This is a genomic window from Nonomuraea sp. KM88 (assembly GCF_052245635.1).
GTDB lineage: Bacteria > Actinomycetota > Actinomycetes > Streptosporangiales > Streptosporangiaceae > Nonomuraea.
Map to the genome: position 1 here is coordinate 274,080 of NZ_JBQQCC010000004.1, position 14,883 is coordinate 288,962.

General features: G+C 70.7%; 12 protein-coding genes. 10 read left to right on the top strand and 2 right to left on the bottom strand.

Annotated elements, in window-relative coordinates:
* Positions 1-41: 41 nt before the first annotated feature.
* Entirely contained in the window at positions 42-323 is a 282-nt protein-coding gene (locus ACTWPV_RS14660; RefSeq protein ID WP_443152165.1) for a hypothetical protein, read from the bottom strand.
* Positions 324-586: 263 nt separating this feature from the next.
* On the opposite strand from ACTWPV_RS14660, the gene ACTWPV_RS14665 reads away from it, so the two are divergent.
* A complete protein-coding gene (locus tag ACTWPV_RS14665; RefSeq protein WP_443152166.1) occupies positions 587-1,048 on the top strand; it encodes a hypothetical protein in 462 nt (153 codons plus the stop codon).
* 177 nt (positions 1,049-1,225) lie between these two features.
* Here ACTWPV_RS14665 and ACTWPV_RS14670 read toward each other — a convergent pair whose 3' ends face one another.
* Positions 1,226-1,996 (bottom strand): FadR/GntR family transcriptional regulator, encoded by a 771-nt coding sequence (locus ACTWPV_RS14670; RefSeq protein WP_443152167.1) that lies wholly within the window; start codon positions 1,994-1,996, stop codon positions 1,226-1,228.
* Positions 1,997-2,163: 167 nt separating this feature from the next.
* On the opposite strand from ACTWPV_RS14670, the gene ACTWPV_RS14675 reads away from it, so the two are divergent.
* From ACTWPV_RS14675 to ACTWPV_RS14715, 9 genes are read left to right on the top strand one after another with little or no spacing between them, the layout of a single operon-like run.
* On the top strand, positions 2,164-4,323 hold the full coding sequence (locus ACTWPV_RS14675; RefSeq protein ID WP_443152168.1) for a dipeptide ABC transporter ATP-binding protein: 2,160 nt from the start codon (positions 2,164-2,166) through the stop codon (positions 4,321-4,323).
* Positions 4,320-5,234 carry an ABC transporter permease gene (locus tag ACTWPV_RS14680; protein WP_443152169.1) on the top strand — a complete coding sequence of 305 codons (915 nt, stop codon included), beginning with the start codon at positions 4,320-4,322 and terminating at the stop codon, positions 5,232-5,234. The genes ACTWPV_RS14675 and ACTWPV_RS14680 overlap by 4 nt, the downstream gene beginning before the upstream one ends.
* A complete protein-coding gene (locus tag ACTWPV_RS14685) occupies positions 5,235-6,182 on the top strand; it encodes an ABC transporter permease (protein WP_443152170.1) in 948 nt (315 codons plus the stop codon).
* A gap of 35 nt (positions 6,183-6,217) precedes the next feature.
* The gene (locus ACTWPV_RS14690; RefSeq protein ID WP_443152171.1) at positions 6,218-7,774 is read left to right on the top strand and encodes an ABC transporter substrate-binding protein; all 1,557 of its coding nucleotides are present in this window, start codon (positions 6,218-6,220) and stop codon (positions 7,772-7,774) included.
* 30 nt (positions 7,775-7,804) lie between these two features.
* On the top strand, positions 7,805-8,737 hold the full coding sequence (locus tag ACTWPV_RS14695; protein WP_347645808.1) for a dihydrodipicolinate synthase family protein: 933 nt from the start codon (positions 7,805-7,807) through the stop codon (positions 8,735-8,737).
* Entirely contained in the window at positions 8,737-10,188 is a 1,452-nt protein-coding gene (locus tag ACTWPV_RS14700; protein ID WP_347645809.1) for a sulfatase-like hydrolase/transferase, read from the top strand. Before ACTWPV_RS14695 ends, ACTWPV_RS14700 begins: the two co-directional genes overlap by 1 nt.
* Before the next feature lie 49 nt (positions 10,189-10,237).
* Positions 10,238-12,259: a LamG-like jellyroll fold domain-containing protein gene (locus tag ACTWPV_RS14705; protein WP_443152172.1), complete on the top strand. Its 2,022-nt coding sequence runs from the start codon at positions 10,238-10,240 to the stop codon at positions 12,257-12,259.
* A complete protein-coding gene (locus ACTWPV_RS14710) occupies positions 12,256-12,669 on the top strand; it encodes a discoidin domain-containing protein (RefSeq protein ID WP_443152173.1) in 414 nt (137 codons plus the stop codon). The genes ACTWPV_RS14705 and ACTWPV_RS14710 overlap by 4 nt, the downstream gene beginning before the upstream one ends.
* A 13-nt stretch (positions 12,670-12,682) precedes the next feature.
* The gene (locus ACTWPV_RS14715) at positions 12,683-14,875 is read left to right on the top strand and encodes a DUF6351 family protein (protein ID WP_443152174.1); all 2,193 of its coding nucleotides are present in this window, start codon (positions 12,683-12,685) and stop codon (positions 14,873-14,875) included.
* Positions 14,876-14,883 lie beyond the last annotated feature (8 nt).

Sequence of the window (14,883 nt, forward strand, 5' to 3'; positions counted from 1 at the left end):
AGATCACCCGTCTGCTTCCCCGGCTCCGGTTCAGAAACCTCCTAGTCTGCCCAGGCCCATGACCGCGGTGTGGGCAGCCCGTGCTGCTCGATCTGGGTGAAGACGCTGTCGTCGTTGCGCAGCAGGGTGGGAATCGGGGCGCCGATCCGTGGGGGAACGTCCGTTCGCGGGATCGTTATCGCCTCTTCCGCACCGACGAGGAAGAAGTCGTCGCCGGGGCCGCTGTGGAACACCGTCTGCAGCGAATCCATCCAGATACGGAAGCCGAGGCGGCCTGCGGCCGGCTTCGTGGCGGGGACGATGCCCTCGGGCGCCGCGGTCACCCAGCGCAGGTTGCGGACGAGGGCGTAGGGCCGGTTGTCCGCGGCGAGCCAGGAGTCGGCCCATCCACATCGCCGAGTAATCGGTGACGTACTCGCGGGCGTTGCATCGCTCGCGAACCATCCGGCACAACCGCAACCCGAACTCCGCGCTGCCTGCCCGGTGGGCGGGCGGTTGATCGCGACGTCCTGCCGCGACGGGCGTCCAGCCGACCCATTCGCAGTGCGGTGGCCAAGAACCTCCGCCGGGTCCCTAACCTTGCCGCATGACCTTGGAAGATCGACTCGCCACCATCGACAGCCTGCTGGCTCGCCCTTTTCCGCGGGAGGAGGAACGAGTGCAGCCGGCCGGCAAGGCGTGGGAGGGGTATCGCTCCAGCGGACGGCGCAGCCACCTGTGCTTCTTGCAGGCCAGCCAGGACTTCTGGGACGGCCGCGGCGAGGATGTCGTCGAGGCGGCGGAGGAAGAGATCGCCACCGCCTTCGAGGCGCTGGTGACCGCACTGACGTCCCGCTGGGGCCGGCCCCAAGTAGTGGATCTGTGGCCTGACCTGGAGGGTGAGAGCTCGCCGGTGCCTGAGCCGATGAACGAGCTCAGCCTGTACAGCGGTGAGATGTCCGTCTGGCATCCGGGCGCCGGCCGATGGGTCGCACTCGCGGTCGGTCAGGCTGATCCGGAGTTCCCGATCCTGTTACTCGCCGCCATCGGTGAAACGCCGCTTCTCTAGATCGTCGTGCTTCCCCGAACAGGGCCGCGTTCGCGTGCCACCATCCTCGATCAACGTGCTCACCCGCCCTCTCCACGTGAAGTCCCCGCGCTGCTGGAGGCTGGCGATCCTGGCAGGGTGCCCGCTCTGACGTGGACTTCGGCGGTGGCGACAATCCGATTCCGACGCCCACGCATGTCAGCCTGCCTCCGTGGTCGTCTCGCCCGATGGCGTTCCGGGTGGCGTATCGGGCGGCGGGGTCTCGGTGAGTTTGGATTCGATGCCGATGTAGTGGTCCTGGATCGCCGCCCGCGCCCGATCCGGATCGCCGCTGAGGATCGCTTCGAAGATGGTGACGTGGCCTTGGTAGGCATTCATCGGCGTGCGGCCGCGCGGTGGTGGCGCCGCGGCGTGGAAGGCGAGCCAGAACTGGTCGAACAGCCTCAGCAGCATCGCGTTGTCGAGATCGCGGAACAGGAGCTGGTGGAACTGGCGATCCTGCTCGGGGAAGCCTTTGCCCTGTTCGGCGAGCCTGCGCATCGTGTCCAGGTTCTCTCGTAGAGCGTCGATGCTCGTGGGCGTCATGGCCTGCATCGCGTCGGCGACCAGGCTGGCTTCGAGGGTCTTCCGCAGCGCGACCAGCTCTCGCAGCGCTCGATGGTCCTGCATGAGCCCGTAGGGGAGGTGGTCGAGCAGCGGGGTGAAGGAGAAGTGGCATACGTAGACGCCGCTGCCGCGGCGCGTCTCCAGGACGCCGGTGGACTCCAGCGCCTTGACCGCCTCGCGGACCGAGTTGCGGCTGACCCCGAACAGCCGGGCCAGTTCGGACTCCGGTTTGAGTGGGTCACCGGGTCGCAGTCCCTGTTTGAGTATGTAGTTTCTGATCTCCTGCTGCACGATCTTGTGCAGCGGAGGTGCGTTGTCGAGCCGGCGGAACTCCGGCTGCACGTCGTCCTCTTGAGTGGCCACGTTCGGAATCGACCTCCCCCTTCGTATCAACTTGTAGGATATCTTGCCAGTCTTGACACTGTGATGGGCGCCGCTTACGGTGGCGAAATCTGTAGGACATCTTGCAGCAACGCACTCGTCTTCGGTGCGGAGGAGGTCGCCCGGTGTCAGGTGGAGGCCTGGATGGTGTGGTCCGAGACGACATCGTCCACAGTGGCACCACGCCCGTCGTGCCGGATGGCGGTGCCGACCAGCCGGTGCTGCGCGTGCGGGACCTGGTCGTCGAGTTCGCGACGCCGGCGGGCGTGGTGCGCGCGGTCGATGGGATGTCCTACGACGTCTACGGTGGCGAGACGCTCGGCGTGGTGGGGGAGACCGGGTCGGGCAAAAGCGTTTCGGTGCTCGCAGCGCTGGGCCTGCTCCAGACGGCGAACCTGCGGCGGGTCTCCGGCGAGGTGATGCTCGGCGGCGTGGATCTGCTGACCCTGCCGGAGGTGGAGCTGCGGCGGCGGCTCGGGCGCGACGTGGCAATGATCTTTCAGGACGCCATCTCCGCACTCAACCCGGTTCGGCGGGTCGGCGACCAGATCGCCGAGGGGCTGCGGGTGCACGACCGGGCACTGACGGCCGGCGCGGCACGGGAGCGTGTCGTGGAGCTGCTCGAGATGGTGGGCGTGCCCCACCCGCGGGCCCGCTACGACCAGTACCCCCACCAGTTCTCCGGGGGGATGTGCCAGCGGGTGATGATCGCCATGGCGATCGCCAACCGCCCGAAGGTCCTGATCGCGGATGAGCCCACCACGGCGCTGGACGTGAGCGTCCAGGCGCAGATCCTCGACGTGCTCCGGCTGGCGCGGGAGGAGACCGGCGCCGGCGTCGTGCTGATCACCCACGACCTCGGCGTGGTCGCCGAGACCGCCGACCGGGTCGCCGTGACCTACGGCGGCCGGATCGTGGAGACCGGCGACGTCACTTCGATCTTCACCCGGCCGCGACACCCCTATACGGCCGCCCTGCTGCGCTCGCTGCCACGGCTCGACGGTACGGCGGAACGGCTGCTGCCGATCCCTGGACAGCCGCCCGACCTCACCGAGATGCCGCCGGGGTGCGCGTTCGCGCCGCGCTGCCCGACCTCTCGCGCCCGCAGCGTCTGCGTGCAGACCCGGCCGGAGCTGCCGGCCGACGAGGCCGGTACCGGCGCGAGCGCCTGCCACTTCCCGGACGAGGCGGCGGCGCGGCCAGGGACGGAAACCGGTGCGCAGCCGCTGAGCAGCGAACCGGCGGATCCGGTGGCCACGCCGGCCGGTGCGGGCGAGGCGGAGGCGACAGCGGAAGAAGCGGCGGAGCCGGCCGTGCCGGTTCTGGAGGTGCGGGATGCGGTGAGCCGGTTCCCGGTGCGATCCGGGGTCTTCGCGCGGGCGACCTCCTGGGTGCACGCGGTGGACGGGGTCTCGCTGCGCATCCCGCCTGGCGGAACACTGGGCCTGGTCGGCGAGTCCGGCTGCGGGAAGACCACGCTCGCGCGGCTCGTCCTGCGACTGGTGGACGCGGTCGGCGGGCAGATCCTCGTGGAGGGCGACGAGGTCGGGCGGGCGGGCCGGGCCGGTCTGCGGCGAATCCGGCGGCGCGCGCAAATGGTCTTCCAGGATCCGTACGCCTCGCTGAATCCGCGCCTGACCGTCGGCGACAACGTGGCCGAGCCGCTACGGCTGCAGCGCCTTCCTCGCGCGCGGCGGCGGGAGGACGTGCTCGAGCTGTTCAGCCGCGTGGGCCTGCGGCCGGAGCACGCCGACCGGTTCCCGGCGGAGTTCTCCGGCGGTCAGCGCCAGCGGGTGGCGATCGCGCGGGCCCTGGCCTCCCGGCCCCGGCTGCTGATCCTTGACGAGCCGGTGTCCGCCCTGGACGTGTCGGTGCAGGCCCAGGTGCTGAACCTGCTGGCGGACCTGCAGCGGGAGTCCGGGATGGCGTACCTGTTCGTCAGCCACGACCTTTCGGTGATCCGCCAGGTCGCCGACCACGTCGCTGTTATGTACCTCGGGAACATCGTGGAGTCCGGGCCGGTGACCCGAGTGTACGACGACCCGCGCCACCCCTACACCCGTTCGCTGCTGGCGTCGGTGCCGATACCGGACCCGGTCGGCCGCGAGACCCGGCGCCGTGTGCCGCTGGGCGGTGATGTCCCCAGTCCGGTGAATCCGCCGTCGGGATGCCGCTTCCGTACGCGGTGCCCGATCGCGGTGGCCCGCTGCGCCGAGGAGGAACCCTTGCTCAGTCCCGTCGCCGGCGGGCACACGGCTTGCCACTTCGCCGACGAAGGTCCCCATCCGCTCCCGGAGCTGAGCGCATGAGCGCGTCACCCGTGGGCGACCCGGCGGTCGCGCCCCGACGGCGACGGCGACGGCTGGCGGCGGTACGCCGGTTCGCCCGGTCCCGGTCCGCCGTCGTCGGTGCGGTCGGGCTGGCCACGCTCGCGGTGCTGGCGCTGCTCGCGCCGGTTGTCGCGCCGTTCGACCCGGCCGTGCAGGGCGGCGAGCCCTTGCTGGGCCCGTCCGGGCCCCACTGGCTCGGCACCGACCAGCTCGGCAGGGACCTCCTCTCCCGGATGATCCACGGTGCTCGCGGCTCGCTGCTCGTCGCGGCCGGTGCCGCCGCGGTCGGCGCGGGAATCGGGGTCCCGCTGGGTCTGGCCGCCGGATACCTGGGGCGGTGGGCCGACGCGGTCGCGATGCGGGTGGTCGACCTGCTGCTGGCGGTGCCCGGGATCCTACTCGCACTGGTCATCATCGCGGTGCTGGGGCCGGGCCTGCTCAACCTGATCCTGGCGATCGGAATCGGTGCGATACCGGAGTTCGCCCGGCTGACCCGGGTGGCGACGATGGAGGTGCGCGAGCGCGACTTCGTGCTGGCGGCCCGCGGGATGGGCGCGAGCACGCCGGACACGATGACCCGCACCGTACTGCCGAACGTGCTCGGTCCTGTCATGGTCCAGTTCGTCATCACCGCGTCGATGGCGGTCGTGATCGAAGCGGGACTGAGCTTCCTCGGGCTCGGCACTCCGCCGCCGGCGCCGTCGTGGGGCGGCATGCTGCAGGACGCCCGATCGTACCTGTACCAGAGCCCGACCTACGGACTGTTCCCGGGGATCTGCCTGGCCGCCACCGTGTTCCTCCTGGAACGGATCGGGCGTGGCCTGCAGCTCGCGGTGGGTGGCGGCGGGCCGCGCGCGGCGGCCCGCGGCCTCGGCAGAGGAGCGGTGTAGATGTACGGCTATCTGGTACGCCGGCTGATGCAGTTCGCGGTGGTGCTGCTGCTCGGCTCGGTGGCGGTGTGGGCGTTCATACTCCTGCTGCCCGGCGACCCGGCCACGGTGCTGCTCGGCCCGGACGCGAGCGCCGCCGAGCTGGCCGCGACCCGCGCCCGGATGGGGCTGGACCAGCCCTTCCTGGCGCAGTACGGGATCTGGCTCGGTCACGCGGTCACCGGTGACCTCGGCGCGTCGTACTACTCGGGCCAGCCGGTGCTCACCGAGCTGATGGACCGGATCCCGGCGACGGTGCAGCTGGCCGGGCTGACGCTGGTGCTGACGCTGGTCATCGCGGTGCCGGTCGGCATCGTGGTGGGGCTGCGGCCGTACTCGGCCGTCGGCCGGGTGCTGCAGGGTTACCTCACGGCGGGCCTGGCGGTGCCGGCGTTCTGGCTCGGTCTGCTGCTCATCATCGTGCTCGCCGTCCAGCTGCGGTGGCTGCCCGCCTCCAGCGATTTCGTGCCCCTGTGGCAGGATCCCGGTGCCGCGCTGGCCAGCATGATCCTGCCGGCGACCGCCATCGCCGTGCACACCTCCAGCGTCACCGCCCGGTTCCTCGCGAACTCGCTGGGCGAGGTGATGGGCAAGGACTACATCCGTACCGCCCGCGCCAAGGGCGTACCGGAACGGGACGTGATCCGCCGGCACGCCGTGCGGAACGCCGCACTGCCGACCGTCACCGTCGTCGGGCTCCAGCTCGGCGGCTTTCTCGGCGGCACCGTCGTCATCGAGGCCGTCTTCAACTATCCCGGGCTCGGGCGGCTGCTCTACACCGCCATCGGGGAACGCGACTACGCCCTGGTGCAGGGCGGGGTGCTCTTCGTCGTCGCCACGTTCCTGCTGCTGAATCTCCTGGTGGACGTGGCCTACGGCGTCCTAGATCCGCGTATCCGGCTCACCTGACCTCCACCCCCTTCTCACCTCAGAGGGCAATGACCATGAGCATTTCTCCGCGAGATTCCCGCCTTGTCTCCCGCCGCGCGCTCCTACGGACCGGCCTGGCGGTGACCGGCGCGCTGGCCACCGCGCCGCTCCTGAGCGCCTGCGGTTCCGGCACGGGCGCAGGCAGCGGCGGCGACGCCGGCAGGGGCAAGCTCACGCTCGGTACGACCAAGATCATGCAGTTCGACCCGTACCTCACCAACACCGACATCCACATCCATGCCTTCTACACGTACCTGGTCGACTATCCGACCGACGGCACGTACGAGGCGATCCCCGCCGGCGCCGAGAGGTGGGAGCTCGCCGCCGACCACAAGTCGGTCACCCTCACCCTGCGGGAGGCGAAATACCACTCCGGTACGGCGGTCAGCGCGGCGGATGTCGTCGCCGGTATCAAGCGGGCGCAGAACCCCGATACCGCGTTCACCCTCGCGCAGCCGTCGGCGTTCATCGACACGGCGACCGCGGTCGACGACCGCACCGTACGCGTCGACTTCAAGGCGCCCACCCCGGAGGGGCTCGTCATGGACTGGATGTTCGCGTTCCCGCTCGTTCCGGCGGACAAGAACACCCCGGAGCAGCTCGAACACGAGCCGGCCGGTTCCGGGCCGTTCCGGCTCGGGGAGTTCCGGCGCAACCAGCGCCTGACGCTGAAGAAGAATCCCGACTTCCACGATGCGGGCAAGCCGTACCTCGACGAGGTCGAGTACCGGTTCTTCACCGACGAGGACGCGTTGGTGGCCGCGCTCGAGTCGGGATCCGTCGACGGTGCCGCCTACATCGGGTTCCGGCACTCCGAGCGGCTGAAGGACCGGTTCACCCTGGTGCGGGGCAGCGGCCGGATGATCCTCTTCTTCATGAACGCCACCATCCCGCCCTTCGACAACAAGCTGCTGCGGCAGGCCCTGGCGCGGGCCATCGACCGCGATCGGATCATCAAGCAGGTCAACTTCGGCATCGGCGAGCCCATCTACACGGCGTTCATGCCGCGGTCGCCCGCGTTCGACCCGGCGTACCTCGACTCACACGGGTTCGATCCGGACGCCGCGGCCGCACTGCTGGCGCAGTCCGGTGGCGCGCGCAAGGCGGTCGCGGGCGTGGCCGCGGGAACTCCAGAGGTGGAGGTGCTGCAGATCATCCAGGCGGACCTGAAGAAGATCGGGTTCGAGCTGGAGATCGCCCCGCAGGAAGAGGCCGCGTACCTTGAGGCGCTGTTCGCCAGCAAACTGCAGTGCACCGTCGCCGCGCAGCCCAACAACATGCAGAGCCCGTCGCTGATCGCCCGGGGCCGGCAGATGCTGCCGGGCAAGGAGAACACGACGTTCCGCGACAAGGTGCCGCCCGCCTACGTCGACGCGGTGGCCGCGGCCGGCTCCGCGCTCACACCGGAGGACCAGAAGGCCGCGTACGCGGAGCTGAACAGGGTGCTGGCCGACGAGTCCTGGGCGATCGGGATCTCCACCCAGCCATCGCTGTTCGCACTGGACAAGCGCGTCACCGGCCTGGCCACCGATCCCCGCAACTTCGTCACCCTCGTCGACACGAAGGCATGACCTGCTCACCGGCCAACTGGAAGGAACTTCATGACAGGGTTGCGCTACTCCACCGACGGCACGGACATGGCGCTGCTGACCGCGGTGTTCACACCGTTCGACGAGGCCGGCGAGCTGGCCCTCGACACCGTCGCGAAGCAGGCGGACGCGCTGCTCGCGTGGGGGTCGCCCGCGGCGTTCGTCGGGGGCACCGCGGGAGAGGGCGCGGCGCTGTCCACGGCCGAGCGGATGGCGCTGGTCGAGCGGTGGTGCGAGGTCGCGGCCGGCCGGCTGGACGTCATCGTCCACGTCGGGCACGCGAGCCTCACCGAGGCGCGCGCGCTCGCCCGCCACGCCGAGGAGGCGGGGGCGAAGGCGATCTCGGCGGTCGCCCCGTACTTCCACCGGCCCGAGACGGTGGCCTCGCTGGTGGACGGCTGCGCGGCCATCGCCGACGCGGCGCCGACGCTGCCGTTCACCTACTACCACATCCCCTCGATCACCGGCGTGAACCTGCGGGCCAGCGACGTGCTCACGGCGGCGCGGGAGAAAATCCCGTCGTTCGCCGGCGTCAAGTTCGCCGCCAACGACATGGTGGACCTGCAGCGCTGCCTGCACCTGGCCGGCGAGCAGGAGGTCTTCGTCGGTGTCGCCAAGCTGGTACTCGCCGCCTGGCAGTGGGGGGCGCGGGCGGCGATCGGGTCGGTGTACAACTTCGCCGCTCCGCTGTTCCGGCGGATGCTCGACCACGCGGCCCGAGGGGAGCTGGCCCAGGCACAGGAGTGTCAGCTCCTGGCGCAGCAGGTCATCGACGCGGCCGGCCGGCCGGCCGGCGAGTTGGCCGGCTTCAAGGCCCTGGGCTCGGTGTTCGGCGTCGACTGCGGGCCTTGCCGGGCGCCGCTCGCCTCACTCGGCCCGGAGCGACTGGCCGCGCTGCGCGCCGAGGTCGCCCGGCTCGGGTTCGGTGTCGACGGTGGCCGCTGATGGCGCCGAATGTGCTGCTCATCCAGGCCGACCAGTTCCGGGCGGACTGCCTCGGCGCGGCCGGCAACCCGGACGTCCGTACGCCCCACCTGGACCGGCTGGCCGGTGACGGGGTCCGCTACCGCAACGCGTACTGCCCGTTCCCGGTCTGCACCCCGTCCCGGTACTCGCTGCTGTCGGGCCTGCACGTCCGCCAGCACGCCGGCTGGACGAACCGGTCCACGCTCGCGCCCGGCATCGACACCTTTCCCCGGGCGTTACGCCGGGCCGGATACCGGACGGCGGCGGTCGGCAAGATGCACTTCACGCCGACGTACCTCGACGTCGGCTACGACCGTCTCGAACTGGCGGAGCAGGACGGGCCCGGCCGGTACGACGACGACTACCACCGGGAGCTGGCGGCGGCCGGGCTGGCTCCGGTGACCGATCTCGTGGACCAGGAGCAGGAGTTCCGCGCGAAGGCGCCACAGTCGTACTGGGCGACGTACGGCAGCGGCCGGTCGGACCTGCCGGAGGAATGGCACACCACCACCTGGATCGGCGAGCGGGCACGGAAGGTCGTGGCCGACTGGTCCGGCGGCGGTGGGGACCTGCTGCACGTGTCGTTCGTCAAGCCACATCATCCGTTCGACCCGCCCGACGGCTGGGACACGATGTACGACCCGGCAGCGCTGACGACGCTGCCAGGATGGACGGACACGATCCCGCCCGCCGACGAACGGTACCGGCGCAGGTACTTCGACTACGAGCCGCTGACCGTGCCGCTGCTGCGTCGGGTGATGGCGCACTACTACGCCACCATCTCGCACCTGGACCACCAGGTCGGACTCTTGCTCGACACGTTGCGGCAACGCGGGCTCTACGACGACACACTGATCATCTTCACCGCGGATCACGGCGAGTACCTCGGGTTCCACCACCTGCTGCTCAAGGACGGGCCGATGTACGACCCGGTGGTGAAGGTGCCGCTGCTGGTCAAGTTCCCGGAGGGCCGGCGCGCCGGCGAGGCCGCCGACCGGCTCGCCTCACTGATCGACGTCGCCCCGACGGTCCTCGCGACCTGCGGAGTGTCGCCGGCGGCGCCGTTGCCGGGCCAGGACCTGACCGACCCGGCCGCGGGGCACGACTGCGTCTTCGCCGAGGACCGCAGGCATGAGATCGCGGGCATGGCCCGCGCCGGCCGGTACAAGCTGCTGTGGTCGGACGCCGCCGGGGAAGCCCTGTTCGACCTGATCGCCGACCCCTACGAGATGACCGACCTCGCCGGCGACCCGTCCCACGCCGACGTGCTCCGGCGGGTGCGCGACACCGTGGCGCGGTGGGCGCTGCACGAGGCGACCCCACCCACCTACGCGGATCTTGCCGCTCCGTCCCGCGTCCAGGCCACCGACGACGACCGCGCCGCGCGGCGGGAGCTGTTCGCCACCGCGGTCGCACGACACCGTTCCTGACGCTCGGTCCGCCCGAGCACCCCCCGCCCTCACGAGGAGAGCGACGATCGTGACGATCCATCGCAGGCCCGTTTCTCGCCTGCCCAGACACCTGGCGGCGCTGCTCGCCGTCGGGATGACCACGGCGACGGCGCTGTTACCGGCCCGGACCGCAGCGGCCGAGGCCACCGCGCCGTCGGCGGGGCCGCTGGAGGCGAGGACCACCGTGCTGTTCTCCACCCCGTACGTGCCGTCCGGGTGCTACCGGATCCCGGCCATCGTGCGGGCGGTGGACGGCTCGTTGCTGGCCTTCGCCGAGCGCCGGATTCACACCTGTGCCGACAAATCCCACATGGACCTGGTGGTACGGCGGCTGCCGCCCAGGGCCTCGCAGTGGTTACCGGAGGAGACCGTGCAGGGCTCCACCCTGGAGGCACCGGCGACCTGGGGCAACCCGGGGCCGGTGGTGTACCGGAAGTTACCCGGCGCTCCGGCGACCGACGCGCCGGACGGCCGGATCGTGCTGATGAGTACGCACAATCCCGTGGATCCGGCCACTCCCGGCAGCAACCACAGGACCGCGCCGCGTACCCCGTACGTGCTGCACAGCGATGACAACGGGGTGACCTGGAGCCCGGCGCGCAGCCTGTACGAGGAGCTGGACGACCCTTCCTGGGGCCACATGCAGACCGCCCCGGTGCACGGCATCCAGCTCACCCGCGGCGCGCACGCCGGCCGGCTGGCGGTAGGCGTCAACTACCGGGCCGGCTCGAAGTTCGGCCTCATGATCGCCTACAGTGACGACGGCGGCACCACCTGGCGCAAGGGCGCCCAGGTCGAGTACCCGCCCGTCGCCCGGCAGAACGTCGGGGAGCTGAGCCTGGTGGAACTCGCCAACGGCGACATCCTCGTGTGGGGCCGGCAGAACACCAACACGGGAACCCCGGAGGAACTTGCCGATCCTCACAGGGTGCCGCACCGGTCGATCGCCATCAGCAAGGACGGCGGCGAGACCTACCACAGCGGCTACACCAACCTGCCCGGGTTCGAGGCGCCTCCGATCCAGTCGGCGTCGTTGCGGACGGACGCGACCGACGAGGGCGATGCGTACAACCGGATCCTCGCCTCCGCGCCCTCGGTGAACCAGGAGCCGCGGATCCGGCCGATGGTCCGGGCGTCGTTCGACGAGGGCCGGACCTGGCAGGGCGTGGACACGCCGCTGGACTCCACCGATGAAGGTGTGCAGGTGTACGGCACCAACGATCGGAGCGTCACGGTGCAGGAGTGCGCCTGTTACGGCGGCTACTCCGACATGGTGGAGCTGCCTCATGGTGACGTCGCGTTGCTCTACGAGCGCGGTGCCACCGACTACCGTTCGGAGATCGCCTTCGTGACGCTCGACGATCGTGACCTGCACACCCCGTCGGCCACTCCGGACGCGCGAGGCCGCTCGGCGCTGGTCTTCGACGGTGTCACGACCACCCGCGGCATGTACGGCCGGGCGCTGGCGTTCGACGGGCAGCGGGGCCGGGTGCAGTTGCCGTACCGGACCACGCCGGTGCTGGGTCCGGGCGATTTCACCGTGTCGACCTGGATCAGGTACGACGACGGCACCAGGGACCAGGCCATCGTCTCGGCGTACGGCCAGGACGGCGAGCGGGGGGTGTCGCTGCGGGCCGAACCGGGCGGCGACCGTGTCCGTGGCGTGGTGACCGCCGCTACGGGGGTGGCCGCCGTCGCCTCCGCCGGCGCATACGCCGATGGCGCCTGGCACCACGTCGTGCTGCGCCGCCGAGCGGACACCGTCGAGTTGTTCGTGGACGGTGTCCGGGCCGGCGCCGCGTCCGGTGCCGCCGGGGCGGTCAGCGGCGATGATCCAACGCCCGTCTACCTCGGGCAGCGGCTGGACGGGGCGGACCGGTTCCACGGCAGCATGGACGAGTTCCGGATCTACGACCGCGCACTGAGCCCCGCCGAACTGGCCCGGCTGCGTACCAGCAACACCAACCGCATTCCCGGCCTCACCGCTCACCTGCCGATGAACGCCATCGTGCCTCCCGGCGAGCGATCGGAGACCGGTGATGACCGGTGAGCGTCTGGTCGCCGTTCCGCCCCTCGCGGCGGCGCTCGCCGGTGTCCCTCTCGTCGTCGCACCGGCCGCTCGACGCGGTCGCGGCGAACGGGGCGAGCGGGCAGACGCGGGTCACGCTCCGGCACTGCGCCAACCTGGCGGTCAACGTGACGGGTAGCCCCTGTCCGCGCGTCCGGGCGTCGAGTAGCTGGGCTCCACAGTCGTACGACGTGCAGACGTCTCTGGTCGGCGAGCGGTGGACCACCGTGCGATCGGTCACCGACGACGCCCCGAACGCCCCGGCCACCACCTCGGTCACGCCGCCGCAGGCCCGTTACGTGCGGCTACGCATCGCCGAAGGCCGGTACCCCACCCAGCCGGGCCACAACACGCAACTGGCGGAGTTCGCCGTCCACTCCGCAGGCGGATGAGGAGAGGCTCACGATGCGCTCTGCCACCGGACACCGTTCCGTGACCGGACACCGTTCTCCACGATCCGTCCTCGCCGCGGTCTCGGCCGTGGTCGCTGTCACCGCGTCCACGCTTGTCGCGCCCCAGCCCGCACCGGCATCGGCGGCCGGCGACGGCCGTCTGCGGCTGGTGGCGTTGTCGGCTCGGCCCGAACTGGTGACGGCGGACGACGTGCTCGTCACCGCGGAGGTGCCGCGCGACCAGCCGCTGGAGGCCGTAAGGATCACGCTCAACGGCGCGGACATCACCGGCTCCTTCCTGGCCGACACGTCCGCGCACGCCCTCACCGGCCTGGCCGACCGGCTACGCCCCGGACACAACCGCCTCGTCGCGACCGCCGGGCCGCTGCGCGACCACCTCGTCATGACCAACCATCCGGCCTCCGGGCCGGTGATCAGCGGTCCGCAGGAAACACCGTACGCCTGCACCACTGACCTGTTCCGGATGGTCGACGGCGGCACGCTCGGCGATCCGCTCGACGCCGACTGCTCGGTGGCCACCCAGGTCGACTACGCGTACCGATCGACCGCCGGCCGGATCAGGCGGCTGCCGGATCCGGCGGTCAGACCCGGTGACCTCGCGTACACGACGACCGTCTCCGGCGAGACGGTCCCGTTCCTCATCAGGATCGAGACCGGCACGCTCAACCGGTCGATCTACCAGATCTCCATGTTGCACGACCCGGCAACGGAGGAGCCCACGTTCTACCGGCACAGCCCCGGCTGGAACGACCGGCTCATCTACACCTTCGGCGGAGGCTGCCGGCGTGGCTGGTACACCCAGGGCACGGACACCGGCGGCGTACTGGACCAGCAGATGCTCTCTCGCGGCTACGCGGTCGCCTCGGCGTCGCTGAACGTCTTCGGCAACAACTGCAACGATCTGCTCGCGGCCGAGACCATGATGATGGTCAAGGAACGGTTCGTCGAGCACTACGGCGACCCGCTGTTCACCATCGGGTGGGGCTCGTCGGGAGGCTCCTACCAGAGCCACCAGATCGCGGACAACTACCCGGGCCTGCTGGACGGCATCGTGGTCGGGCGGTCGTTTCCCGACGTCGCGTCCGCGACGAACATCACGCTGTTCGACGCCCGGTTGCTCGAGCACTACTTCACCGAGGTCGCCCCGGGCACGTTCAGCCGGGAGGAGCAGCGCCAGGTCGCCGGCTTCCTTCGGTGGGAGAGCATCCGCAATCTCAGCAACGGGGCGAAACGGCTGGACCCGGTCGCCGAGTTCCCCGCCGAGTTGCCCGCGGAACTGCGTTATCACCCGCGGACCAACCCCGGTGGAGCGCGCGCGGACGTCTACGACCACACTGTGAACGTCTACGGACGTGACCCGGCCACCGGGTTCGCCCGGCGGCCGCTGGACAACGTGGGGGTGCAGTACGGACTGGCCGCGCTGAACTCGGGTGCGATCAGCACACAGCAGTTCCTCGACCTCAACCAGGGCATCGGGGGCCTGGACCTCGACGCCAGGCCGACGCCCCGGCGCACCGCGGCGGACCCGATCGCGCGCAACGCCGCCTACCGCACCGGACGTATCCTCTCCGGCGGCGCGGGCCTCGCCGGCACCCCCATCATCGACTACCGGACCTACTCCGAGGATGCCGCGAACGGCGACATCCACATGATGACGCACGGTTACGCCACCAGGGCCCGGTTGGAGGCGGCGAACGGCGACGCCGACAACCACGTCATCCTCGTGGAGGACGGCCGTTATGGCGGGTTCAGCCTGACCAGCCCCACCCTGCGGTACGCCCTGACGAGCATGGACGCGTGGCTGACCGCGATCGCGGGCGACGGCTCCCGGCTGGCCGCACACCAGAAGGTGGTGCGCCACAAGCCGGGCGATCTCACCGACGCCTGCTGGAGCCGCGACGCCGAGCCTCGCAAGATCGTGCAACGGCTCACCGCGGACAACACTGGAGAGTGCGGACAGCTGTTCCCCGCCTACTCCACCCCACGGCTGACAGCCGGCGCCCCGCTCACCGACGACGTGGTGACCTGCCACCGCAAGGCCGTCGACTGGAGCGACTACTCGGTCACCTTCAGCCCGGCCGAGCGCCGCCGGCTGCTGGAGGTCTTCCCCTCGGGCGTGTGCGACTGGACGAAGCCCGGAGTCGGGCAGCGGCCGCTGCGCGATACCTGGCTGTCGTTCGGCTGACCGGCTCA

What these genes read in the sequence shown, in the direction of transcription:
- ACTWPV_RS14685 (WP_443152170.1), top strand. Translation starts at nt 5,235, where the DNA reads ATGTACGGCTATCTGGTACGCCGGCTGATGCAGTTCGCGGTGGTGCTG.
- ACTWPV_RS14665 (WP_443152166.1), top strand. Translation starts at nt 587, where the DNA reads ATGACCTTGGAAGATCGACTCGCCACCATCGACAGCCTGCTGGCTCGC.
- ACTWPV_RS14700 (WP_347645809.1), top strand. Translation starts at nt 8,737, where the DNA reads ATGGCGCCGAATGTGCTGCTCATCCAGGCCGACCAGTTCCGGGCGGAC.
- ACTWPV_RS14690 (WP_443152171.1), top strand. Translation starts at nt 6,218, where the DNA reads ATGAGCATTTCTCCGCGAGATTCCCGCCTTGTCTCCCGCCGCGCGCTC.
- ACTWPV_RS14715 (WP_443152174.1), top strand. Translation starts at nt 12,683, where the DNA reads ATGCGCTCTGCCACCGGACACCGTTCCGTGACCGGACACCGTTCTCCA.
- ACTWPV_RS14695 (WP_347645808.1), top strand. Translation starts at nt 7,805, where the DNA reads ATGACAGGGTTGCGCTACTCCACCGACGGCACGGACATGGCGCTGCTG.
- ACTWPV_RS14680 (WP_443152169.1), top strand. Translation starts at nt 4,320, where the DNA reads ATGAGCGCGTCACCCGTGGGCGACCCGGCGGTCGCGCCCCGACGGCGA.